This window comes from Candidatus Bathyarchaeota archaeon (assembly GCA_026014685.1).
Lineage (GTDB): Archaea > Thermoproteota > Bathyarchaeia > Bathyarchaeales > Bathycorpusculaceae > Bathycorpusculum.
Map to the genome: position 1 here is coordinate 119,675 of JAOZHW010000007.1, position 24,995 is coordinate 144,669.

23 protein-coding genes are annotated in these 24,995 nt (G+C 45.8%); 6 read left to right on the forward strand and 17 right to left on the reverse strand.

Annotated elements, in window-relative coordinates; translation table 11 throughout:
• Positions 1-278: 278 nt before the first annotated feature.
• A complete protein-coding gene (locus tag NWE96_04945) occupies positions 279-1,109 on the forward strand; it encodes an HAD family hydrolase (protein MCW3983323.1) in 831 nt (276 codons plus the stop codon).
• Between the two features lie 55 nt (positions 1,110-1,164).
• Here the strand turns inward: NWE96_04945 and NWE96_04950 are convergent, their stop codons facing one another.
• The 8 genes from NWE96_04950 to NWE96_04985 form a co-directional block, all read right to left on the reverse strand.
• Positions 1,165-1,527, reverse strand: coding sequence for an endonuclease domain-containing protein (locus tag NWE96_04950; protein MCW3983324.1), 363 nt, complete (start codon positions 1,525-1,527; stop codon positions 1,165-1,167).
• 335 nt (positions 1,528-1,862) lie between these two features.
• Entirely contained in the window at positions 1,863-2,096 is a 234-nt protein-coding gene (locus NWE96_04955; protein ID MCW3983325.1) for a hypothetical protein, read from the reverse strand.
• Between the two features lie 474 nt (positions 2,097-2,570).
• Complete coding sequence (locus NWE96_04960) at positions 2,571-2,816, reverse strand: hypothetical protein (GenBank protein ID MCW3983326.1); 246 nt, start codon at positions 2,814-2,816, stop codon at positions 2,571-2,573.
• A gap of 94 nt (positions 2,817-2,910) precedes the next feature.
• Positions 2,911-3,651: an SMC-Scp complex subunit ScpB gene (gene scpB, locus NWE96_04965; GenBank protein ID MCW3983327.1), complete on the reverse strand. Its 741-nt coding sequence runs from the start codon at positions 3,649-3,651 to the stop codon at positions 2,911-2,913.
• The gene (locus NWE96_04970; GenBank protein ID MCW3983328.1) at positions 3,623-4,348 is read right to left on the reverse strand and encodes a hypothetical protein; all 726 of its coding nucleotides are present in this window, start codon (positions 4,346-4,348) and stop codon (positions 3,623-3,625) included. The genes scpB and NWE96_04970 overlap by 29 nt, the downstream gene beginning before the upstream one ends.
• The gene (gene smc / locus NWE96_04975) at positions 4,348-7,902 is read right to left on the reverse strand and encodes a chromosome segregation protein SMC (protein ID MCW3983329.1); all 3,555 of its coding nucleotides are present in this window, start codon (positions 7,900-7,902) and stop codon (positions 4,348-4,350) included. Before smc ends, NWE96_04970 begins: the two co-directional genes overlap by 1 nt.
• Before the next feature lie 273 nt (positions 7,903-8,175).
• Entirely contained in the window at positions 8,176-10,833 is a 2,658-nt protein-coding gene (locus tag NWE96_04980) for a PQQ-binding-like beta-propeller repeat protein (GenBank protein ID MCW3983330.1), read from the reverse strand.
• Positions 10,834-11,013: 180 nt separating this feature from the next.
• On the reverse strand, positions 11,014-11,790 hold the full coding sequence (locus NWE96_04985) for a molybdopterin-dependent oxidoreductase (protein ID MCW3983331.1): 777 nt from the start codon (positions 11,788-11,790) through the stop codon (positions 11,014-11,016).
• Positions 11,791-12,030: 240 nt separating this feature from the next.
• Here NWE96_04985 and NWE96_04990 point away from each other — a divergent pair, with 240 nt between their 5' ends.
• The 5 genes from NWE96_04990 to NWE96_05010 all read left to right on the forward strand — a co-directional run bounded on the left by NWE96_04990 (position 12,031) and on the right by NWE96_05010 (position 18,266).
• Complete coding sequence (locus NWE96_04990; protein ID MCW3983332.1) at positions 12,031-12,444, forward strand: hypothetical protein; 414 nt, start codon at positions 12,031-12,033, stop codon at positions 12,442-12,444.
• A complete protein-coding gene (locus NWE96_04995) occupies positions 12,413-16,660 on the forward strand; it encodes a PAS domain S-box protein (GenBank protein MCW3983333.1) in 4,248 nt (1,415 codons plus the stop codon). The genes NWE96_04990 and NWE96_04995 overlap by 32 nt, the downstream gene beginning before the upstream one ends.
• Positions 16,612-17,064: a response regulator gene (locus NWE96_05000; protein MCW3983334.1), complete on the forward strand. Its 453-nt coding sequence runs from the start codon at positions 16,612-16,614 to the stop codon at positions 17,062-17,064. Before NWE96_04995 ends, NWE96_05000 begins: the two co-directional genes overlap by 49 nt.
• Positions 17,065-17,208: 144 nt before the next feature.
• Positions 17,209-17,430, forward strand: coding sequence for a hypothetical protein (locus NWE96_05005; GenBank protein ID MCW3983335.1), 222 nt, complete (start codon positions 17,209-17,211; stop codon positions 17,428-17,430).
• A 122-nt stretch (positions 17,431-17,552) separates the two neighbouring features.
• Positions 17,553-18,266 carry a hypothetical protein gene (locus tag NWE96_05010; protein ID MCW3983336.1) on the forward strand — a complete coding sequence of 238 codons (714 nt, stop codon included), beginning with the start codon at positions 17,553-17,555 and terminating at the stop codon, positions 18,264-18,266.
• A 21-nt stretch (positions 18,267-18,287) separates the two neighbouring features.
• Here NWE96_05010 and NWE96_05015 read toward each other — a convergent pair whose 3' ends face one another.
• From NWE96_05015 to NWE96_05055, 9 genes are all read right to left on the reverse strand, one after another.
• Positions 18,288-18,518 carry a DNA-directed RNA polymerase subunit N gene (locus NWE96_05015; protein MCW3983337.1) on the reverse strand — a complete coding sequence of 77 codons (231 nt, stop codon included), beginning with the start codon at positions 18,516-18,518 and terminating at the stop codon, positions 18,288-18,290.
• A 14-nt stretch (positions 18,519-18,532) separates the two neighbouring features.
• A complete protein-coding gene (locus tag NWE96_05020; GenBank protein ID MCW3983338.1) occupies positions 18,533-18,952 on the reverse strand; it encodes a 30S ribosomal protein S9 in 420 nt (139 codons plus the stop codon).
• A gap of 2 nt (positions 18,953-18,954) precedes the next feature.
• A complete protein-coding gene (rplM, locus tag NWE96_05025) occupies positions 18,955-19,407 on the reverse strand; it encodes a 50S ribosomal protein L13 (GenBank protein MCW3983339.1) in 453 nt (150 codons plus the stop codon).
• A 7-nt stretch (positions 19,408-19,414) separates the two neighbouring features.
• Positions 19,415-19,777 (reverse strand): 50S ribosomal protein L18e, encoded by a 363-nt coding sequence (locus NWE96_05030; protein ID MCW3983340.1) that lies wholly within the window; start codon positions 19,775-19,777, stop codon positions 19,415-19,417.
• Complete coding sequence (locus NWE96_05035; protein ID MCW3983341.1) at positions 19,774-20,577, reverse strand: DNA-directed RNA polymerase subunit D; 804 nt, start codon at positions 20,575-20,577, stop codon at positions 19,774-19,776. Before NWE96_05035 ends, NWE96_05030 begins: the two co-directional genes overlap by 4 nt.
• A 124-nt stretch (positions 20,578-20,701) precedes the next feature.
• Complete coding sequence (locus tag NWE96_05040) at positions 20,702-21,112, reverse strand: 30S ribosomal protein S11 (GenBank protein ID MCW3983342.1); 411 nt, start codon at positions 21,110-21,112, stop codon at positions 20,702-20,704.
• A complete protein-coding gene (locus tag NWE96_05045) occupies positions 21,109-21,702 on the reverse strand; it encodes a 30S ribosomal protein S4 (protein ID MCW3983343.1) in 594 nt (197 codons plus the stop codon). The genes NWE96_05040 and NWE96_05045 overlap by 4 nt, the downstream gene beginning before the upstream one ends.
• A gap of 2 nt (positions 21,703-21,704) precedes the next feature.
• Positions 21,705-22,190 (reverse strand): 30S ribosomal protein S13, encoded by a 486-nt coding sequence (locus NWE96_05050; protein MCW3983344.1) that lies wholly within the window; start codon positions 22,188-22,190, stop codon positions 21,705-21,707.
• Between the two features lie 199 nt (positions 22,191-22,389).
• Complete coding sequence (locus tag NWE96_05055; protein ID MCW3983345.1) at positions 22,390-24,975, reverse strand: PQQ-binding-like beta-propeller repeat protein; 2,586 nt, start codon at positions 24,973-24,975, stop codon at positions 22,390-22,392.
• Between the last annotated feature and the right edge of the window lie 20 nt (positions 24,976-24,995).

The following is a 24,995-nucleotide window of genomic DNA, read 5'->3' on the forward strand; positions in this document are numbered from 1 at the left end:
AGTTTTTGTGCCGTTTTTGCTCCAGAGTTTTTCAAGGTACTCTTTTTTCTTTTTGAGCCATTCGCGGTCGCTTTTGGTTTCACCAGTTCCAATTTTGAAAGTGACAAGCGGGTAATCGTCGATTGTTATGCACCTTGCAGAGTATTTATTGGTTCATTGCATAAATTTTTACCTGTAATGTTGCTGGGTGCTCACTATTTTGTTGATATATAGTTTAACATTAACTCTATATATTATGGCTAAAACCTCTATATCGTCTGCTGCAGCTAACATAAATCATGCTACAACTAACCCACAACTCACCATACAACCACAAAGCATTCCACAGCAAACACAACTCCACGCCCGAACCAATGTTTGACGCAGTGCTCTTTGACCTCTTCGACACACTCGTTCTCTTAGGAGACGAGCACGAGTCATACATAAAAAGCCTCAAAAAAACCCACCGATACCTCTCAGACAACGGTTTAGATTGCTCCTTTAACACCTTCAAACAAGCCTACTTCAAAGCGGTAGACAAAATCTCTACAGAAACAGCGTACTCTTTAGAGGAACCACACTTGAGCACGTACATTGAGGTCACCCTGACAATGTTGCGCCCAAACCTCAAGGGCAAAACATTTCTGGCGTTGGAATCTGTTAACGAGTTTTCCAAAGAATTCAAAAAACACATAAAAATTGATCCTCAAACCTTGGATGCTCTAAGGCTGATTCACCGCGGCCATAAAGTGGGCTTAATCTCTAACCTATCATTTTCTGAATGCGCATGGGACCTTCTTGAAGAGTTCGACTTAAAACAGTTCTTTGACGTAATAATCGTAAGTGGAGACGTTAACCTAAGAAAACCTCACCCTCAAATCTTTAACATGGCACTTCGATACTTGGAAGTTAAACCTTCCAGAGCCGTGTTTGTGGGCGACACTTTAGAAACGGATGTTTTGGGGTCAAAAAATGCAGGCATGACTTCGGTGCATATTAAAAGAAAGGTTTACTCCCAGAAAGTGGAAGTTAAACCTCATTTGACAGTGACTGAACTAAATCAGCTGCTTCCATTCTTAGGAATCGAGACATCACAGGACGAAAATCTGAATCTCACTTGCCAAATTTAGGCACAGTCTGAAGAACAAGTTTGAAAATCCCCCGATTAAAAGGAATTTTGAAGAACTATTGAATGTCTTCTTCATCCACGTTTAGGAACTGCTTAATCTGCGTCATAATCTCTTGCAGCCCTTTCTCGGTCAGCGGCGGATCATAAGGAATTCTTAGCACATCCCAACCTTGAGCCTCGAGTAACGCATCGATTTCCTCATCCCGTGCCTGCTGTTTGTCTTTTTTGTGTACAGGGTTGCCGTCTAGGTAGGCGATTTTGCGTTTTTCTACCCAGCAGAAGTCAGGGATTGTGGATTTTAGTATGATGGGGCGTTGGGTTACCATGCCGCTTGTTAGGTTGGCGTTGCTTAATGCTTTGAAGACTTCGATTTCTGCTTTGCTTACTTTTGGGTGCATGAGTTCTTTGTAATTATTCAATGTGGTTTCACGAAGCTTAGCATTGCATTATACAGCATATAAGCACTGCACAGAAAAGACTTTTACATGCAGGGGAGAGGGGTAACTAAAAGTAGGCTTAGCGACCTAAGCCACGGTGTAACGGTGCGGCATGAATCAAAAGTTAGTTTCCCTAACCTTCCTTTAGGGGGTGCCTGTGGCGATTCATGCCCACGTTAACTGCTCAAGCCGCCAAGCATGGGTGTACCTCTTGGATGGCTATTTCTCGCAGAATAGACTTTGTTTAGCCAAGAATAAAAGAAGTTGTGACTGTAAGGCAGTGACAACAGCTTGCTACATCAACAGGGGAAACCGCGCTACTTGGAGATTACTTTCTGCTCTTCAAGGTCAACTGGAACAAACGACACACCATCGTCACGTTTAGGTGCGTTGGGTGTTTGGGCAGGTGCCTTATGGGTTTGTTTGTTGGCGGGTTTTCGGTTGCCCATGGCGTACATTAACCAGCCTAGAAAGCCTATGAAGATGAGCGCGGGAAGCATCAAGATAACTAAGGGTTTGCTGCGTTTGCGTTTGGTCTTAACTTTGTACACTAACCTGCCACCTAACCATGTAGTGCGCAGGTTTGCAAGATAAGCTTTTATCATTCTAAATATTGAGCAGAAATCACTTTTCCTTTTTTTGAGCTTTAAATGGTCAGATAGGTTAGGAGAACACGACTGTGGCCTCTTTCTATAGCCGCACTTATTTTGGGGTGCATACGTTTCCGTATCCGTACTTGCTGGAGTCACGCGACGTCTCAAAGTGTACCTCCCCTCCCTTATATAAAGAACAATTCGTGGGGGGTTTGGAGTTTAGCGTTTTGGGTTCTATATATTCTATATTGACCTATATATTTTATTTTCAAAGGGCTTAAGCGCAACAACCAGCCTAAGAATTATGGATGTCCCATGAACAAGAAAGTGCCCCTATTCGAGTTTGAAAGCTTTGCAGTTCCACGGACAAAATGCATCTACGTAAACGATTTTCCCAAAAAAGCCAAACGTTGAACGATGCAGGGTTCAGGCTCAAGATTTTAGGTTAGTTCGCATCAATTTAAAGTAGAGATAGATGAAATAAATTAACGTAAAGATTGTCAGCCCAATCTCTGAAGATAAAACGTATGGGTTCGACTCGATGGCCATGAAGTATCCTTGTTGATAGATGTTTAGGAAGACTAGAACTTGTAGGAAGATGGCGCCGCCTAAGCAACTTAGACCTAAACTGTGGATTAAGACGCTAAGTCTATGGTTGACTTTGGGGAGAGTTGTCATGTTTACCTAAACTTATATCGCATCTTACGACTTAAGTGATTTATGAAGTTAACTTATGAATTAAAAAGAAACACAACAAAAAATGTAAAGGCATTTAGCTGTCTACAGACGTTTCTGGTTTCTCTGACTGCGTCGCCGCCTGTGCCTGCTCCTCCTTAAGAGCATCACCAAAAATCTTGCGCAAATCCCTCTTGAGCGTCGCCGTATCCTGCGTCAACCCAAAGTAATCCGCAAAGTAATCCGTCGTCTTAAGAGCCAACGAACGTCCAGCACGTTCCGTCATAATCAGCCCCATATCTTTGAGCAACTTTACATGTCCATAGGCGTGTTGACCGCGAACTTCAATGACCCGTTTCTGGGTAACAGGTTGACGGTAAGCAATGTAGCTAAGCGTCTTGAGCGGCCCAGATGAAAGCAGTGGTCGGTTAACAAGTTTCTTGATAAGCGGCGTAAACTCTGCTTTGACTTGAAGCACAAAACGGTCGTCTTTGAGCGCCAAAATCTCCATGGGACTATTACGCGCCTTGTACTGCTCCATCAACGTTTCCGCATAGCCTATAACGCGTTTTTTGCTGCGGCTTCCAACCACCTGACACATCTCGTTAATGTCTAAGGGTCTGCCTGCAACGTAGAGAGCAGCCTCCAGCAGGTTTAGCGCATGTGCCCTTTTCTGTTCAGTATCTACTGCAGACTCTGCGGCTTCAGGAAGCGTAGTTTGCACTTGGTCAGTCGCGTTTTGATTCGGCTCTTGGGCTGTTTGGGAGGTTTCAGCAGCCGGAGGTGATTGAGGCGCCGCTTGGTTCTGTTCAACGGGCTGGTTTTCCTTGTTTTCCAACGTTTAATTTCCCCACTGCTATGTAGAGTTCTTCAGTTTCTTCGTTCTGCCACAGGCTAACTAATCCATCCTGCGCTAAGAAGAGCAAATAGATAAACATGCGAAGCGCTTCGATTCGGGTTGCACCCTTCGAGAGCGTCGTGAAGTCAATGATTCCTTGCCCCCCAGTTTTTTCAACGAGGATAGCGTAGAGTTTGTCGACTTCGAATTCGAGTTCAGCTATGAATTTGTCAAATTTCGGAAGCAAATCAGTTACAGCGGGCAGGATCGGATGTTGCTGCACGACAGGATTTAGGTTAACGAGTTTTTCACCCTTCAAAACGTCATCTAAGACTTCAAGCAAATGCTGAATTGTCGTTGAGGTGAGTTCATGACGTAACGGCAAGAAAAGGGGCGGAGGCACGAAATCAGTTGGGATTTTAGGTTGAGGAGGCGGAGGCTCTTGCAAAGTCAACAGCAGCTTGGATTTCATGAGGTAAATCAGTGCTGAAGAGTCTAAGGCGACGCCTGAAGCACGGAAATCCACTTTTTCAGGCGAATTCTTCTCCATCTCTAAAAGGAAAGACCGAAGCAGATATGCGATGTTAACGTTCCAAGGGGTTAGTTTTTCGAGTTTACTTATTTCAAAAAGTATGTTCCATGGGGGCCGCAAATAGAAGGGTCTGCGTGTAGGCGTTGTGGATGCTGTTGAGGACATTAGGCTGCTGGCGCCTCCGGTGGGAACTTGGCTGTCACCACGTTTGATATACCGTTGCGTTCGTAAACGCCGTACACTTTTTGTGCCTTGTTAACCATCTCTGGGCGGAGGCTGATGACTATAAACTGGGTTTTTCCTGCCTCTTCAAGGAGAGTTTCGGCGAGTTTTGTGGTGTGGAAAGCGTCTAAGTGGGCATCGACCTCGTCGAGGATGTAGAATGATGCTGGCGAAAACTCTTTGAGCGAGAAAATGAAGGCAACCGCTGAGATGGAGCGTTCCCCGCCGCTGGCTCCACTGACGACGATGCTGGGTTTGTTGGGGAACTGGACGATCATGTCGATGCCGCCTGTGAAGGGTTCATCGGGGTTCTCCAGTTTCAAGGTGGCGCTTCCGCCGCCTGTCATCTTTGCAAAGTAAACTGTTAAACTCGCGTTTATCTTGTCAAACGCTGTCATGAACACTTTGCGCTTCTTTGCCTCGATTTCATCCATAAACGCGACGATGGCCTGTTTTTCGCGTTCTAACTCGTTGAGGCGCACGGAGAGTTCACGGTAGCGGCTGATTTGGTCTGCATAGTGCTGTGCAGCCAGCTGGTTAACTGCGCCTATGCGGTCCATTTCGAACTGCATCATGCGGATGCTGGTTTCCGCGTCTTGCACCTGCTGCGGGTTGGTTTCAAGCGGCTGTTCGTAGCCGTACTGTTTGAGTTGAGAAAGGAGCTGTTGAAGCCGAAGCTGAGCAGTTTCCATGCTGACCTGCAACTGGTTCTGAAGTTTATCTGCCTGTTCATACTCGGCGTCCAGTAGCCGTAATTCAGCATCAATGGCATCAATTTGGGAGGTGAACTTTTTGGATTCTTCCCTTGCCGAAAGCACAGCGTTGGAGAGTTCCACGCGGCGTTTCTCAAGTTCTTCAGCTTCCTTCTTTATAGCGTCCCGCTCGGCAATGGCGTCGGCAACTTCCTTCTGAAGTTTAACTTGCTGCTGGTCAAGTTTTGAAAGCTGAATCTTAGCGTTCTGGTAGCCCACACGTAGAACGTGGTCAAACTGTGACTGAAAAGTGTTGATTTCTGTTTGCAGGGAGCCGAGCCGTTGGCGCAGAGTGTTGGCTTCTTCGCCGAATTTTTCACGTTGTACCTCAAGTTCCTGAATGTGGGCAACGTTTGTTTTTAGGCGAAGCGCGGCGATTTCTGTATGGATTTTTTTAAGGTTAGCATGTATGTTGTTTCGTTCGTTGCGGTAAACGGTCATACGCCCACGGAAAGCTGCGGCTTCCCGTTCAAGTTTACCTGAGTATTTGTCTACATGACGAATGTTTAGTTGTGTACGTTTTACAGCTCGACGTACACGGATGATTTCTCTTTCTAAAGTCGCTATGCCTTCAGAGAGGCGGGTCATGTCTATTTTGTACTGGTCAAGTTCTTCTTCGATGCCGGCAATGTCTGTACTACGTTGAGCAAGATGAGTTTGGAGAGCTTTTACGGCTTCGTCGAGACTTTTTAGAGCGTTTTCACTTGGGATAATCGTGGAAAAATCTATTGGAGCACGGTAGTAACCACTTTCAAAGGCGCCAGGCTCATAGACGTCGCCGTTGACGGTAACAGCGCGGTAGCCCTCATTCGACAACGCGAAGCCCACTTTGTCATTAGAGACAACAATGGTGTCGCCAAAAACATAGTTCACAGCTAACTCAAAGCTCGATTCATACTTCATGAAGCTACTAAGCGGCCCCAAAACACCTTCACGTTTAGGCACAGGCTTATTTTTTATGGTAATTGCACCCTGAAGCGGAATGAGTTTAATTCGTCCCAACTTCATACGCCTAAGTGTCTCGGTACAGGTGAAAGCTACGTCGATGTCTTTAACAACCAACGCGTCAAGCCAACCAGTCGCAGCGGCGTCAATAGCTTTCTTGAAGCTTTTGTCGATTTTGACGAGGTTACGGAGACGACCATGTATACCGTTTATGGCGCCGACGTTGCCCATTTCTTCGATGCCGCGAAGGGCTTTTTCTTCAGCCGCTATGGTTGCGGCTAAGTCGCGTTGGGTGGCGAATTCTACTACGGCGTCTTTGGCTGAGCTGGCGATTTTTTCGGCTTCCAAAATCTCCTTCTCAACAGTTTCTTTCTGGAGTTTCTTTTTCTCGATCAGGTTTTCAAGGTTTTTGAGTTGCGCCTTCTGGTCCCGCTGCACCTGCTCCAGTTCGCCCAGGGATTTCTCGATTTCAGCTTGGCTTGCGATAAATTTCTCTTTGCGCACGGTTAAGTTTTTGATTCTGCCCACGCACAGCCGCAATGCGGCTTTATCCTGCTTGTACTCAGAACGCAGGAACGCCAAACGTTTGACGTATCCTTCGATTTGGCCGTTCAGTTGACTGATCTGCTGGTTGTTACCGTCCAAGTTCTCCCAGAGTTGCGCGGTTTCTTTGGCGAGGGCTTCATGCTGCGCCTGCTTCTCAGCCAATTGAGCGGTAAGTTTTTCGTATTCGCTGCGTAGCTGTCGGATTTTGAGGCGGTTTTCTCGGATTTCTTTTTGGAGGTTTTCGTGTTGGGCTACGTTGTTTTCTTTGACGCGTTTGAAGCTGTCCAGTGTAGCTTGCCCAGAATTTATCTTGGAGTTTAACTCCGTTAGTCGAGATTTTAATTCTCCGATTTTAATCTGAGTTTTCAGGACCTCAGAGCCGCCTTGCTCTAATCCTTCGCCGCTGAGTTTACGCCAGTCACCTTCAATCTCGTGGCGTTTGCTACGGCGGAGGTCACGTTGCTCTCTGAGTTTATCAACGCGTTCTTTGACTTTTTGTGCCTGGGCTTGGTTTTCACTGATTTTTTGATTCTGTTGATGGACTTCGCTTGAGAGTTTAATTGCTTGGAACTTTCGGGTCTCAGCTTGAATAAAGTTATAACGCTGAAGTTGATTGCGTTCCCGCTCTAAGTCGTCGAGGCGTTTTTGTACTTCGTCGATTCTGCCCATGGCGGTGCGGATGGATATGTCTGCGGCGCGCAGTTTCTCTTCCGCTTCGGTTTTCTCAGAGTCGTACTGTGCTATGCCGATGAGGTCTTCGATGATTTTGCGTCGTTCCTGCGAAGTTAAGTCAGTTAAACGGGTAATTGTGCCTTGGGGGATGATGTTGTTACTCATACTGCTGATGGCTGCCATAGAGAGGGTTTCGGTTATGTGGGTGCGGCTCATGCGTCGCCCGTTTAAGCGGTAAACGCTTTGTCCGTTACGGTAGACTTCCCTTGAAATCGTCACCGTATTGGTATCTACAGGCATTAAACCGTCAGAGTTGTCGAATTGGACGACCACTTTTGCCATCTTCGCTTTTTCTAAACCGCCCTTCTCGGAGCCGTGGAAAATTAGTTTCGCCGAGTTCTCTGCCCTGAGGCGTCTGGTGCTAAGTTCTCCAAGCGAGAAAAGCAGGGCGTCCATGATGTTGGTTTTGCCGCTTCCGTTTGGTCCCGTGATGGCTGTGAAACCCTTGTCTAGGTTTACCTTTACGGTTTGTGGTCCAAAAGACTTAAAGCCCTTTAACTCGATTTTTTTAATGTACGGCACTTAGTCTTTTACCCCTCTCGCGGAAGCACACACTCTTCTTTTGAACATCCATCAACAACATACGTATAAAAGCTTTAAGATTTGCCCTTTAAAAGTGGTAGAGGGTTTGCTGGGGTTTCTGGGTCATAATTCTTCTTAAGGAGAAAAGAAAAATGAAAAACCACGATCGCAACATCGTAAGGTTAAACCAGAAACCCTCTCAGCCCCAGCTTCTAAAGCCAGATTCAAACAAAGAAAAGGAGGGAAAGTTGATTTTTTCATCTACTTCACCGTTTATGGTCGTTTCTTTAGAACCAGCAAGGTCAACAAGATGCTTACTACGACTAAGACGAAGAGGCCTGCGATTGCTGGAATGAAGTACAGGTCAGCTGCTGATGGTGGCTGGGTTGGTTGTGGTGTGGCGGTTGCTGGTGCTTGGTCAACTGCGAAGGAAGTCATTGCACTTGAGGGGTAGTATGCGTTGCTACCGGCAAATGAAGCGTATACTAGATACTGACCGGGTATGTCGGGTTGGTAGTTGTAGGTGAAGAATCCGTCGACGGTGGTTGTGGTGCCTATGACTCTGTAGTTGCCGTTTGCGTCAACCACACTTAGGGTTACTTCAACGCCTGTTGTGGTTGTTGGTTTGTTCTGCTGCATGTAGACGTATTCCATCCACTGCTTCATGCTTGCGTCAGAGACACATGGGACGCCGTTGGGGAAGCGTGCTGCTTGTTCATCTTGGGTTGTGCCTGCGGCGATGTCAGTGACTGAGCCACGGATGACTAAACTTTGACCTTGGGTTATGGCTGCTGTTGGTGCTTCAACGGTTAGTTTGCTTGCACCTTTACCGAGTGTGTAGATCTGCATGTCGTAGATGTTTAGGTACGTGAAGTAGCCGTCTGCTACGAGGTCAGTTTGGCCAACGTACATACCTGAGCCCATACCGGTTAGCGTCCAGATTTCTTCGCCAGTGGTAGCGTTTAAGCATCGGTATTGTGAGCCTTTGTAGAGTGGTTGGTCGGGTGAGTGCTCGGTTGTTGCTACGTAGACTTTGCCGTCTGCGATAACGTTTACGAACGTTGGGTAGTGACCGTAGACTGTGTCTTGACCTGAGTTGGTGCTGTTGCCTTCGCCGCCGTTGCCGTAAGTCCATTTTAAGTTGCCGGTTTTCATGTCATAGCAGTAGACTATGCCATCGTAGCCTGAACAGTAGAGATTGTCATAAGCCCAGAGGTTAACTCTTCTTAGGGTATCCCATTCAACTACGAGGGCATTTGAAGTCCAAAGGTTGTTTCCATTGACAAGACTATAGCCGTTGAGTTCCAAGGTTTCCTTGTCTTCTGTAACGAAAACGTCTAAGTCTGCGTTTAGAGCGATGATTGTTCTGGTGACGTTTTTGCCTGTTGCAGCGTAGGATTTACTCATTAAGATGTGGCCAACATTGTCAGGGTTTATGCTTACTACAGTTACGTTCATGCCTGTTTCTTGAGCTCTTGGACCAACACCCATACTGCCTTGTGTGAGCATTAGTTTGTTGCCGACAGCGATGTCGCGGTAGATGCTCCAGCCTGTTCCAGTTAGCGATGAGAGGGATACGTTCCAGTCGTAGCAACTTGCCAGACTTGCATTGGAAGTGCCAGTGTACCAAACTGCATTGGCTGTCGTTGGTTGACCGCCGCCTTCGTTGGCAGGAATGAGAATCTTAGAGGAGTTCCATTGTGCCAGATACCAGTTGGGGTTTGATGTGGTGCCGTAGTTTGTTAGAGTGTAAATTAGGTACTCGCCTCGTGGACCAGCTGCAATTGTGCCTGAAGGTACGTTGGTGATAGTCATTTGTGTAAGGACACCGTTTGAGGCATCGTATGCTTTCCATGTGGTTCCTTGACCGCTGTAGGATGTTGTAGACGCGATTAGTATGCCGTTGGGAAGAACACCGTGTTGGTTGCCGTTGGGTGATTCATAACTGTAGAGGTAACCGAAGGATGGGACAAGAGATACGCCTGTTGCGGATGCGTTGATGCGCCATAATTCTTGGCCTGTTTGTAGTTTTACTGCAACGTAGTCGCCGCCAGTGCCTGAGTTACCGTATGGTTCTTGATAGTATAGGATTCCCTGCATAACGATAGGGTTTGAGAATCGGGTGTTGTAAGAGCTGCCTGTGTAGAAGCCTTCACCATAGTTTGTAGTTGATGATCCGCCAACTACTCCACCTTGTTGGATGGGCTTAGTCCACATGATATGTTGAGTTTCTGGTGCTGAACCGTCTTTTTGGTATCTGCCGTATCCTGCACCGCCAGTGGCTGTAGCGCCTGAGCGGATGTAGGGGCCGTTTAGCCAGTTAGAGGAAATTACGTACCAGTTACTGTTTTGGCCGTTTATAGGTCGCGTCCAGTATTCAGTTGGAAGAGCAGCGGGGCTGGTTACGTCGCGAATTGGGTCTTCCTGTACGGTAAAGGTTGTTACTGCCTGAGCGGGAAGGAATGTGTCGTTCTCGAAAAGTGCGTTTGCTGCTGATAGCCCTGGAGTGTTAGAGGTGTTCCAAGTGTATACTTGTCCACCATACTTGAATGTCACTGTATAGTTTCCTACTTTACTTGGTGTGTATGAGTAGGCTTGGACGTTTGTTGTGTCTTGAACAACATCCCAGTGCTGAGTTGTGTTTGAACCGTCTGGATCAGTTATGATCACGGTATAGTCGTGCCTGCGGATGTCGTTTGCTGCGGCTGAACCTGCTAGAGGTGTGTCAACCCACATGTAGACATACATTTTCTGCCCAACACCGATTGGGTTTGGGGCAGCAGTTACGTAGGCAAATGAAGTGATTTGCCATGCGGGAGTGTGTGCACTTGCGGTTGACAGTGCAGTCATTGGGATAGCTATGGATAGCGCAAGAACTATTGCGAATATTGAAAGTGTTTGCTTGCTAATTCTGTTTTTTGTTAAATTCACTTTTTATCTTTCTCCTGAATTTGTAGGTATAAAAACTATAGTAACGGCTAATAAGACTCGCTCACGTATAGTACTAACGTATCGTGAGTAAAAGAGGCTAAAATAACAAAAAACACGTAATTTAAGGCGCTTTTTTTAGAAAAAGTAAGTCGTCAACTGATGCGTCAAACGTTAAATTTTTTAGTTTTTTCTGCGTCTGCTCAGCAAGATTCCAACCGCAAAACAAACCAATAAAACAGCTATCACCGAAACCATCAGAGAAGGCGCGAAAATAGTTGGCTGCTGCCCGACCGATTGATATGTGGGTTCAGGGTAAGCTGCAACGCTGTTTAAAGGCGTCGGGCTCGGACTTGTAGCAGGTGGACTTGCACCTGTGTTTGAGGGGGTTGCAGACGTGTGTGAGGAAGGTGATGAAACAGAAGCAGGAGTTGGAGTAGGTGCAGGATTGGTATTTAAGTCACTGACTGTGTTCCTTAACATACCGCCACCTACAGAAATCAAGGCAGGATTAGGAACCACAGCGTCACTCACAGAAAGGTATACTATATGAGAAATCCATGCGGCTCCATTGTAGTCAGGCAGAATAAGCCGAAGCTCTTCGGGTAGCGGTTGACCATTTATTTCGTACGCGATTAAGGTTTGAGGTGCCTTGGCCAATTGTATGGGTATGGTGACGGTGTATCCGTCTGAGGCGACGAATTGAACAGAGTTGGCCTCGCTGTCAGCATGGAGGTAGTTTAGTAGATAGCTGAGTTGTACGCCGCTCCAATCTGCACCGGTTAATAGGAAGCCGTCGCAGTAGAGTTCAGCATATACGGTTATTTTGGGCATGTCTACGAGGCTTTGATACGTGATTTTATAGTTCGTTGTTGGAATTTGAGCGTGGACGCCGTTTTCAGCTATTGTTAAGGCTATTGTTGCGAGGAAAATGATGGTTATTCTTTGTTTTTTGTTCATTGGTCCGTAGCCATCATTAATATGACACGCGTCATATTTTTAAAGTTTCCCAAAACAAAACAGAAAAACACACCCAACAAAAAACAGCAAAAACCCAAAAAACACACTTCACCTCAACTACAGTGGTAGTCTGAATTCTGGATTCATAAGCCTTTTACTTCATTTTTCACCCTTTACCAATATAATCCATACACCGCGGTTTGGTAGCAGAGCAAGGGCACCACCGACGAGATGAACCGCTTGGCAAAAACGAAAACCGAAAAGAAATTCGCAGCATTACTGCTAGAAGCCCTAGATGAAGCATTCTTAGCTCTAGGTCAAACCACCAGGTTTTCGATTTACTTCAGCCTAGAAACCAAATTTGCACTCCCAAAACAAGACATCCCCGACCGAATCGAAGACTTCGCCAACGCCTTACGAAAAATCTTCGGTAACGCCGCCGCCCCACTTGAGATTTTAATCATGAAAAGCCTAAACGAAAAAATCAAATGCAACTGCAAATGGGTGGGACCAAAGTGGTTAGTTCCCGATTTAACGCTTGAAAAATACTTAAAGTTAGCTCAGTTAAGCCTTGAAAATTCAGGTAGAAAAAATGAAGTAACAGACTTTGAGGTTATGCTAAATGAAGGAGAAACACCTGAACAGGAAACTTGAAGACTCCTTCACGGCACTTCTAAGCTACATAGCAGATCCAGCCGTGGTTATGAGCGCCTCAGGTCAAGCGTTAGCTGTGAATAAAGCAACCGAAAAATACACAGGCATAAAATGCGACAAACTGGTGGGAAAAAACCTCTTTAAACTGGGGTTATTTGGGAAAAAAACCATTCAGGACATTAAAAGAAACCTGAAAAAAAGATTAAACGGGCAGAATGTTCCGCCATATGAAGTGCCTTTAAACATCAACGGAAAAATCGCCGTCTTAGAAATTAACGCCAAAATAATCGAACACAACGGCGAATTAGTTGACGTAGTCGTTTTCCGCGACGTAACCGAGAAAGTACAACAGCGAAAAGCGCTTGAAAACGACCTGCATAAAACCAAGTTAAATTTCGAAGCAATCAGCGATTCAGCCTTCGACGGAATCATCATATTTGACACAAAACAAGTAATCCGTTACTGGAATTCGGCGGCGCAAAGAATATTTGGCTACACAAAAAACGAAGTCATGGGCAAAAAAATCCAAGATACAATTATACCACCCAAAGCAAAGAAATTACTTTCAGAGTTAAAAACAGAATTCATCAAAAACCCCGAAACTTTCCGTCGAACACGAGAATTCCCTGCCCTAAAAAAAGACGGCACCGAATTCCCAACCGAAATCTCCCTTTCAACCTTAAAGATTGACAAAGAAGAACTAATAGTTGTCACAGTCAGAGATATCACAGAACGCAAAAACGCCCAGCACTACCTACAGCAACAAAGAGACATCATCGAGGCAGTCACCAAAAACACGGGCGTTGGATTAACCCTGATAGATAAAAACTTCAAGATAATTTTGGCAAACGAATGGATGAAAGAAAAAACAGGTAAAAACATCACAAACAAAACCTGTTACAAGGTTCTGCACAAAAAACGAGCAGACGTTTGCTCCAATTGCCCAGTGAAAAAAATCTTTGACGGAGAAAACATTGCAACCAAAGAAGATGCAAGACTCGATCCATGTGGAAACTTAATCTCGGCTCAGATAACTGCTTTACCTGTAAGAGATAAAAACGGCCAAATTTTCGCTGCACTTGAAATTGTTGTTCCGACAACCCAGAGAAAACTAATGGAGAAAAAAGTTAAAGAAGCTGAGGAACTTTCCCGCGCCATGTTCGAGCAGACCCCACTTGGAGTCGCCCTTGTAGACCCTGAAACACAGGAGTTTCTTCAATTCAACGACGTTGCCCATCGCCAACTTGGCTACAGCAGAGAAGAATTCAGCAAACTCCGTCTCTCGGATTTAGAAGCAAAAAAGGATCTACGTGAAATCAATCGTCGAATCAAAACTGCGTTGAGAGATGGGCAAACAGAGTTTTTAACTAAACATCGCACAAAAAATGGCGAAATCAGAATCGTCCTCGTTAACAAAAGAGCAATCCAGCTATCTGAAAGAAAGCTGCTTTTGTTGACCTGCCATGACGTGACGGGCATAAACAGAATGCATGACGCGGTGCGAAGCAGTGAAGAAAAATTCCACATCTTAGCCAACTCCGTCAAAGACGCTCTGGTAATGGTTGATCACGAAGGAAAAATCACCTTCTGGAACCTCGCCGCAGAAAAAATCTTCGGATTCACAAGCAAAGAAGCACTCGGAAAAGTAATTCATGAACTAGTCGCGCCCAAGTCTTTGTGCAAAGAAGCAAAAGAACGCATAAAACAGAGCATGCAGGTCTTCGGCGAAACTGGCATCGGGTACTTTACAGTAGGCACAGTCGAAGTCAACGGACGCCGCAGTGACGGCAAAGAATTTCCCGCTGAATTGGCCATCGCACCTTTGAAGGTTGGAGAAAAATGGCACGCTGTTGGATTGGTAAAAGATATTTCAATCAGAAGAATAGCTGAACAGCAATTAAAGGATGCTGAACAAAGGTACCATGCACTCTTTGACCAATCCCCATTGGGAGTATTGGTTATTGATCCTGAAACGCTTGGATTTGTCGAGTTCAACGATGTTGCTCATTTACAGCTGGGCTACACCAGAGAAGAATTTGAAAAAATCACCATCCCCGATTTCCAAGCGGAAGAAACACCTGAACAAGTTCGGGCACACGCCAAACAAATGATGGCGGAAGGCGGGGGCGAATTTGAAACCAAACATAGAACCAAAACAGGCGAAATCCGCGACGTCATTGTTACCATTAAGCCGTTTCAATCTAACGGCAAAACATACCTGCATTGTATATACCACGATATAACAGAAGCAAGAAAAACCCAAAACGCACTCATCGAAAGCCAATCAAGATACCGTCAACTGATCGAGATAGCTCAAGAAGGCATCTGGACAGTAAACAACGACATGGTTACGGTTTTTGTTAATCCACGTATGGCGCAGATGATGGGTTACAGCGAAAAAGAAATGGTTGGAAAATCGCTTTTCAGCTTCATCGACCCAGCTAAGGCTGGAAAAATCCGTGATGTTCTGAATGGTTATACGCGTTTAGACATGAGGGGAACATACGAGTTTGTGTTCCCAAGAAAAGACGGAAGTTACATGGACGCAACAGTTTCGCTGTCAGTAATTGCAGATGAACAGAAACGCAAAGCTGGGATATTGGCGGTTGTTTCAGACATTTCAGAACGCAAACGGGCTGAAAAAGCGCTAAAGGAAAGCGAGGCGCGATTCAGAGCAATCAGCACATCCGCAATGGATGCGATAGTACTTTGCGACTCAACAGATAAAGTGATGTACTGGAACCCAGCTGCACAGAAAATGTTCGGTTACACATCTGAGGAAGCTTTAGGCGCAAAAATGATGGATTTAGTGATTCCGCCTGAATTTCACAAGAGCCACCTAAAATTCCTAAATCAATTATCACTAACAGATACAGCAAGACGCCATTTCGATTTAACAGCATTAAGAAAAGACGGCTCCAAGTTTCCAATTGACCTTTCAGTTTCCATAGTTAAACTAAACGGTAACCTCTGCTTCCTGTCGATTGTCAGAGATATTAGTGAATGGAAAGCCATGCAGCAAGCACTTCGACAAGAAAGGGACATGCTTGAAAGCGTAGCTGAAAGCACAGACATGGTCTTATCAATCATAGGACGAGACTACAAGATTATCTGGGCGAACGCAAGAGCGCTGAAGATTACTGGCTGCGGCAGCCTTGAAAACAAGTATTGCTACGAAACATTTGGCGCAGGCTCCCCAACCGTTTGCAAAGGATGCGGTGTAAAAAGAGTCTTTGAAAACGGGGAAGCAGTCGTTCGACGAGATTACTACAGAAGAACCAAAGATAATAGAGATATCTGGGTTGAACTAATCAGCACGCCAATTAAAGATAAAGATGGAAATGTCATAGCCGCTTTGGAAATTGCGGTTGAAATCACTGAGAGAAAACAATTACAGAACAAACTTGCAGAGTACTCTCAGCGACTAGAAGAAATTGTCCAAAAGCGAACGGATGAACTTAAAAAGACACAAGCGGAACTCGTTAAATCTGAACGGTTGGCCGCCATCGGCGAATTAGCAAGCATGATTGGACACGACCTAAGAAACCCCTTAACTGGCATCAAAAACTCAACCTACCTTCTAAAGAAAAAGATACCTCAACTTCCACTTGAACAAACCAAAGAGATGCTGGACATAATCGATAAATGCGTCAACTACTCAAACAAGATAATCAATGACCTGCTGGATTACTCAAAAGAAATGGCACTCATAAAAGATGAAGAGTCACCTAAACGGCTACTCCAAGATTCCTTATCAATGCTGGACATACCCCAAAAAATCTTGGTCAAAAACAACCTCAAAGATAACCCCACAATCAAAGTTGACAGAGACAAAATTAAACGCGTCTTCATCAACCTCATCAAAAACGCCGTAGATGCCATGCCGGAAGGCGGCAAAATCACGGTGAACAGCAGAGAATTAAAAGATGCTTTAGAGATTTCAATCTCCGATACAGGACCAGGCATAGATGAAGAAATCATGCCAAAACTCTTCACACCCCTATTTACCACAAAAGCTCAGGGCATGGGCTTCGGCTTAGCCATCTGCAAACGGGTAGTAGAGGCACACAATGGCACCATAACAGTTACAACAGCCAAAGGCAAAGGAACAACTTTCACACTAACATTCCCCATCGAAAACAAAATTGAAAATGGAGGTGAAAACGTATGGATAAGAATCCCCGAATCCTCGTTGTCGACGACGACGAAACCATAAGAACCACCATGAAAGCTATCCTTCAAGACGAAGGATACCAAGTGGATTTAGCAGCTACAGGAAAAGAAGCAATACAGAAAACCCAAGAAAAACCCTACAACGTCGCTCTCCTAGACATCAGATTGCCAGACATGGAAGGCGTAGAACTACTGAAACTACTCAAAGACGGCGTCCCAAGAACACGCAAAATCATGGTCACCGGTTACCCATCAATGCAGAACGCAATCTCAGCCCTTAACAAAAACGCAGATGCATACCTACTGAAACCTGTCGACGTAGAGAAACTCTTAGCAACCGTTAAAGAGCAACTGCAAGCTCAAAAAGAAGAGCAAGAGTTCAGCGAGCAAAGAGTAGCAGAATTCATCGAAAGCCGCGTCAAAGAACTATCCACCACAAACCTCTAAACCCGCTGCCACCCCCAAATTTCTACTTATTTTACCAAATTTTCATTAAACCAAATTCATTACCCAAAAAGCAGAGATTGAAACAATAAATTAATATCCCGCGTATGAGCTAACCAAACTAACAGAGTTAGGAACGGTGAAAAGATGAGTTTTGGAAGCTTTAAAGTCTTCAGCGGCGTTCAACAGGCACTTGTGATAGCGTTGATGTTGGTGACTATGATGGCGCTTTTCTACGCGGACATAAGTTTAAGCTACAAAATCGGGATAGCAGTTTTCTCGTTCTCAGTTATCTTCCTTGCCACGTTAGCTACTGCGATACTTCGGCAACAAAAAGAGATGCATGACCAACAGGTAAATCAAGCCTAAACCCGATTTTAGATTTCACTTTCAGTCCCCTCCCCCCTCCACGATAGGGTATTTTGAACGGTGCTTTAAATAGGCAAAAATGGGGTAATGGTGCTCCGTACAATAATCGGAGACCTAAAAACATGATGCAGAAAGTAATGGTTCAACCTAAGGCGACCCAACAGAAATTCGCCTTTAACACACCAGAAGTTGACTACCTTTTTCCAGGGTTCACTCTAGGCGAATTCGCAGTTATATACGGGTCAAGCGCCATTACTTCCCTAACTGCCTTGCTATGTGTAAGAGCCCAACTACCCACCCAATTAGGAGGTTTAGCAAGCAACGTAATATTCATCGATGGCGGAAACACTTTCTCACAAAACAACATCTCAAAAATCGCACAACAAAACCACATCAACCCAACAACCGCTCGACAAAGAATCTACAACTTCACAGCATTCACCGCCTACCAATTAACCTCATTAATCATGGACAAACTGGAAGAAAAAATCCTCACTTGCAACGCCAAATTTGTGGTTATCTCCGACATCGCTGGCTTATTCTTCGATCCTGCAATCCCAAAAGAAGAAGTGCAAAGAGTATACAGTCAAATCGTTAGCTATCTCGAGTACCTGGCAAAGAAACATCAAATCATAATAGTCGCAACCTATCCATCACGTGAAGGCAGCATAAGAAACATTGCGTTAAAAGAAATGACTCTGAGCAAAGCAAACACCGTGCTGTCTTATTATAAGACGGCTTACACTGCAGAATTAAATCTGGAAAAGCACCCAAGCTACATGTTAGGCACCGCTGAACCGCCATCAGAAAACGTTACATTAACAAGCTTTTTCTAAAAAGTAACTAAAAAAGAAATATTAGTAGAAGTTGCGGGCTTCTTTGCGTTTCTCTGCTTCTTCGTAGAACCGCAATACTTCGTCAATGATTTCCACGTTAGAGAGCAACATGCGCCTGCAACAGTACCGTTTCAATCCGAGACTGTCAAGTACGTCACTTGCGTTTTCGCCGGTCTTGATGCGGCGTGTGAATTCGTCCCATCGGTCTCCAACCAACTTGCCGCAGGTGAAGCATCTTACGGGGATAATCACGTTTTTCTATTCTCCTATCGGTAGCTTTTCTGTTCCTTAGCTCTTGCGCCTGCACCGCCGACTTTCTTGGTTTCTTTAGCGCGACTGTCGCCTGCAATCATGGTGCGGTCGTATTCACTGAAAACCGTACGGAGGTGTGTACTTTTAGTCCATTTGAGTATACCGTTAGCTATGGCCATGCGTGCTGCTTCTGCTTGACCCATGTAGCCGCCGCCGCGGGTTTTGACGTCCATGTCTAGCTGGCTCCAGACGTCTGTGCCTGCTTGGAGGAGTGGCTCCATGATTTTGGCTTTTGCGATGTCAGGTTCGTAAATCTCCACGGGAGTTAGGTTTATACGGACTTTGCCGACGCCTGGTTTAATGATGGCGCGGGCAACTGCGGTTTTTCGTTTTCCACTTACTACAAGAACTTTCTTTGCTGGTGCTGTTGGCATAATTATTCCATCCTGTTTCTCCACCCGATTTCTTTTGCCAGTTCGGCAAGGGTGAAGTGTGGCCCTTTTAGGTTTGCTGCTTGGGCATCATCGAAAGATATCATTTTTTGGTCTTTGAATTCTGCTGGCACACCCATGTATGCTTTTAGGCGTTTGTAGGCTGCTTTGCCTTTAGGTTGCTTAAAGGGCACCATGCCGCGAACGGTTTTGCGTAGGAAACGGTCGGGTCTGCGGTAGTGGAAGGGTCCACGTTCAGGTGCACCAACTTCTAGAAAGAGGTGTGCTTCGGCGATTTTGCTTTTCTTTTTACCTGAAAACACTGCTTTTTCAGCGTTAAGTATGACGACTTCTTCGCCGTTCAGAAGCATCTTGGCTACTTTGCTGCACATGCGGCCAACGATTTGGCCTTCAGCGTTCACCAAGGTAACGGCTGGTTTTGTTGTTACTTGTGCCATTTTGTTTTCACCGGATGATTTTTACTTTTGAGCCTTTGGGGTTTTTCTCCAGTAGCTCTTGGATTGTGATGTATTTTGATTTTGCTGCTTCAAGCTTGGCTTTGGCTGAGTCAGAAGCATCAAACGACGCCACCGTAACGGGATGGTCGAGTGCGCCTGAAGCTAGGATTTTTCCTGGAACAACTACTACGTCTGATTTTTCAGTGTTACGGTTTATTGTGCTGAGGTTGACGACGACACGTTGGCTGCGGGTTTTCGCCAAGTAGTCTGCTACGTCAAGCCAGATTGGTGCATCTTGCTCTTTGCTTTGCTTGCGCAGCGTACTGATAAGTTCGATTAGTTGGGGGTTGGTTGTTTTGGTTTGTCTCATTTTTGTTCAGCCTTGATTTGTTTTTCAAACTCTTTAAGTTGTTTAGCTAAAAGTTTAGTAGCTTCCTTCAGCACCCGTTCGGGACGAAGGGCACCTGTAGATTCAATGTTCATAATGAACTGGTTCTTTTCCCACTCAATCTTCAAAGGCGAAGCCTTACCCTGCGGACAAGCCTCAACACAGTCCATGCAAAGCGTACAAGCCAACAGATCTCGGACTTCGACTTTTTCATCTTTGATAGCTAAAACTTTGCGTGGACAGATGTCAACGCATTTGCTGCAGTCAGGGCACTTCTTTTCGGGAGTGGTGATTTTTGGGTAGTATTTGTATGCACACATAGAAACTGGCTGCCACTTTGCGTGTGCTTTTCCTCTGCCAAGCCGCGCATATGCTTCAAGTTTAAGTTTCTGATTTTTAGCCAGTTTAATAATTGGAACCTTGTCGGAAACTGGGAGAATCTCTGGGTTTTCTGAGACGATTTCGCCGCTGTAGACGGTCCTTGTTCCGTCTTTGGCTTCTGCATCAAGGGTAAGAGTGACGCGACATTTGGGGCAGCCGAACTCGCTTTGGCAGTCGCATTCGTCAGGCAGGTTGTACCCGTCGAGGTCTGTTCTTAATGGAATAAGTCCCAGACGATGAGCAATGATTTCGTCTTGGAGAATGGAGCTGTTTTCTATCATGACAACTTCTTCGATTGCCATGCTGGGAACTTCAGCAAGTGCTAAACGACGCAGAGCGTTCATTAGAGGCACATCTGCGCCTTTTACGGCTATGCGAAGGTTTGTATCGGTTTTTTCCAAGACTTCTATCTTTAACACTTGCCAAGACACTCCAATAATGTTACTATAATGGCTTTGCGGTCAATACGATATTTCGGTGCATTATTTGTATTTTTCCCTTAAATAAACGGGGTAAGGAGAGGTTTTAGACTCTTCTTCCTCTTCTGCCGCCAGGCCTTCTGGTTCCGTCATGTGGAATTGGGGTAACTTCTTCGATGCGTTCAATACGGAAGCCAAATCTCGCGAGCGCACGAATAGCTGCTTGAGCACCTGGACCAGGAGTTCTTGGACCACTGCCACCTGGAGCGCGAACTTTGATGTGAATAGCAGTGATTCCCTTGTCTCGGGCTACCTCAGCTGCGCCGGTAGCTGCCCGCATTGCCGCATAGGGTGATGACTCCATGCGGTCGGCTTTGACGAACATACCGCCTGTAGTGCGTGCAATGGTTTCTGCGCCTGATATGTCGGTTATGTGGATGAGTGTGTTGTTGTAGGAACTGAATATGTGGACGATTGCCCATTTGTCGTTACGTTTGCTGTTTGCTGGGTTACTCAAAATCTGCCGCCTCCGCGTCCTCCGCCTCTTCGGCCTCTCTGCTGCTGCCTAAGCTCAGGTTGCTTAGCGACAACTGCTAGTCCTAGGCGTAGGGGATGTTCCTGTTTTGCAACTGCACTTTCTGCAGAATAAACAATTTTTGCTTCTTCCTCTTTAGGCACAATGTAACCAGGGATAGTTACACGGCGATTGTCGATAGATATGTGACCGTGTGTGATTAATTGGCGTGCCTGGAAAACGGTGCGTGCTAATCCCTTGCGGAAGACTATAGTTTGCAGTCTGCGTTCCAAGATGTCTTCGATGGTTAAGTCGAGTACGTTGTCAAGCACCGCGGTTTCCTGTAAGATGCCTTTCTTTTTGAGGGTTGCAAGGAGCTCGTTTTCCATCTTTGCACGTTCTTCAGTGGATTTGCTTATGAGTGAACGGGCGATACCTCTGGCTTTGGACAGGGTGGTTTTGTGGCGCCAGAGTTCATGTTTGTTCCTTAATCCATAGGTTCCGAGGAGTTTGAGTTCTTCTTGGAGGACGTCCTTGCGCCAGCGGAAACGCGGCGTATCGAATTTCTTACGTTGCTTCTTTGGATCTCCCATGCTTATTTGCCTCCTTCAGCGGCTGCGCCGGGTTTCTGCATAAGGGTCTTCTTTTTGACACCTAATGATTTGCCGCTGCGGCCAGTGGTTTTGGTTCTTTGGCCCCTTACTTTCAGGCTGTAAGCATGACGGTATCCACGCCAAGACCTGATTTCTTTGGCTCCGTCAATGTCAGTTTTAATTTTGAATGCTAAATCTGCACCTAAAACATGCATATCTTTTCCGGTGTCGCTGTCTTTTCTGCGGTTAAACATCCATGCGGGGATGCCGTATTTTACGGGGTCCCGGATAACGTCCTCGATTTTGGCTACGTCGGATTCAGTTATGAGACCGACGCGGAGGTCAGGGTTTACGCCTGCCTTTTTGAGGATGGCGTTTGCAAGGCTGGTGCTTATGCCTTTTATATGTGAAACTGCGTAAGATGTCTTTTGGGTACCCTGTACGTCTGTACCCATGATACGAACAATATAGCGGTATTCCTGTGACATGCTGAATTTTCATCCGTTTTTTTAGCTTGAAGCATATACGAAATGAGTCAGTATTTATTTAAACCTTCCCTAGTCAAGGCAAGCGTTTAACACAAAAGAAAACCTGTGCCCATTTTTGATAATTAATAAAATCGAACAGATAGATTTGGTTCTTAGATTGAATAAAAAAGAGAAAGGGAAGTGGATGTTTGCTTTTTGCTTATTTTTTGCGTACTAGCAGGATTATGACTACGCCGATGGCGATGATGGCGATAATGATTGCTGCGACTGAGGGGAGGAAGTATTGTTCAACCATGCTTGCTGGTGCTGGTGTGGGTGCTGCTGTGGGTTCGGGTGCGTCGTCAACTGCAAATGCTGTTGTTGCTTGTGATGGCCAGTAGGATGCGCTGCCCATGAACTGAGCATAGACGGTGTATTTGCCTGGAATGTCGGGTTTCCATTGTAGACTGTAGAAACCTGTAGCGTCGCTTGTTGCTGTTCCGATGCTGCGATAGTTACCGTTACCGTCGACTACGAAGATTTGGACTGGAACACCTGTAGCGTCTGAAGGACAGGGCTGCTGCATATAGACGTATTCCATCCAGCGGTTTACGCTTGCATCAGAGACTGCTGGAACACCGTTGGGGAATCTTGCTGCTTGCTCGGATTGTTTTGTTCCTGGAGAGATGTCGGTTACTGTGCCGCGGATCACTATACTTGAACCTAAAGTTACAGCTGCCATTGGTGCTTCTACGGTTGTTTTGCTCGGGCCTTTACCCATGCAGTAGATTGAGTTGTCGTAGTAGTTGTAGTAGACAAAGAAGCCGTCTGCTAGAATGCTAGTCGAGCTGCCTGGGCCTCCGCTTTGGCCTGCCCAGCCTAACATCTTTGAGATTTCTGTGCCGTCAGTTGCGTTGATGATGTAGACGCATTCACCCTTGTAGAGTGGTGCGTTTGGTGAGTGTTCGTTGTTAAAAGCGTAGACTTTACCATCAGCGATTGCTGCTATGAAGATTGGTGTTAGACCCCAAGAGTTATCAGTACCTGCATTTGTGTTGTTGTACTTCCAGAGAAGTTTTCCAGTGGCCGCATCGTAAGCGAAGAGTTCTCCGCCGAAGCCGCCTTCGTAGAGGTTACCGTATGCTGTGACTGCTCTCTGACCTGCACCGTAGCCGCTTGCGAAGAATTGCATTGCACGTTTTTCAACGCTGGTTGGACCCCAGATGAGGTTTCCGTTTTCTAAGCTGTATCCTAGCCACTGCATTGATTCAGCGTCAGTCATGGTCCAGACTCGGTTAACTGGGTCAAGTGGGCCCAGTGTTCTAGACATGTTACCTGAGGGAGCGGGATAGGATTTCTTCCAGAGGATTTGTCCTTGCTGACCGTCTTTTACACTCATTGCCCAGACCGTGTATGGATCTGGTGTTCCTCTTGTACTAAAGACACCTGCGGTGATTGCGCTGCTTCTGCCAAGTATAATATCTCCTGGCAAGACGTAGACTATTGATGGTGCTTGGTTTCCGACGAGGTCTCCTGAGAAGGTTTTGTTCCAAGAGTACGCAGTGCTGCAGTTTATGTTCTTGCCTACTGGTCTGAATTGGAAGGCTCCAGATCCTGATCCAGGTGCGCTTGCTGCAGCGCCAGGTGCAGCAGTCCAATTCCAAAGTGCTATCCAACCAGTTTTTGAAGTTGTGCTGTAGCTGAGTATGTATTTCACGATTTCGCCTTTCTCAGTATATGCCATTGTACCTGACGAGGGAACATCGGTTAGGTTGAATATCCATTTGCCTGTAAGTGGATCAATAGCCATCCAAGTTTGTAATCCAGCTGATTGAGTTACTGTTTGCCATAGGTATCCGTTTGGAATAACGCCGTGCTGGTTTATTGATTCATAGCTGTAGAGTTCGCCGAATGTTGGATTCATTGTTGCGTTTCGCCAGAGCTCTTTTCCTGTGCGTAAGTCCATGGCGATGTAGTCGCCGCCGTTTTGGCTGTTACTTAGGGGCAATTTAAAGCAGAGTTTTCCATCGATAATAATGGCGTTAGCAAATCTGCCTTCGTATGAACCGCCTGAGTAGTAGGTAGATTCATCGATGCCAACATTGTTTCCGCCGACAACACCGCCAGATTCGATTGGATAGGTCCACATTATATGTGAACTCTCAGGTCCAACCCCGCTTTGTTGCCAGAGGTTATAGCTAGCCATTTGGAAAACGCCGAATTGTGCGCCCCAAAGCCAGTGTGACCCGAGCTGGGCCCAAGCATGGTTTTGGCCGAAAATTGGGCGAGACCAATACTCGGTTGGCAGCGGTGTGACCGGTGTGCCGCTGATAGGTTCTTCTTGTACTGTCAGTGTTGTTGATGCAGATGATGCGAGGAATTTGGTATTATTCCATGCTGCGCTGATTGAGCCCCAAGTGTATGTTTGTCCGGGGTATTCGAATTTGAGGGTGTAGGTTCCGAGTTGAGTTGGCGTGAAGGAGGTAAATTCGACGCCTGTTGTGTCCCAGATAATGTTCCAAGTTTTTACTTCAGTTGTGTTATCTGGTGCGGTTATGGTGAGTTTGTAGTTGTGGCGTCTTACATCGTTTGCTTCTGTTGCTGAAGGTAAGGGAACGTCAACCCAGACTGAGATGTAGGTGGTTTGACCTACTCCGATTGGGTTTGGCGCGACTGAAATATAGGCGTATGTTGCGAATTCGCCTGAGCTTTGCGCATTTGCGAGTGGTGATGGAACTATTGAGATTACCATCGAGACCATTAGTATTGTTGCGATAATCAAGGGTATAGATTTTTGTTTTAACATTTTTCTTTTCTCCTAAAAGC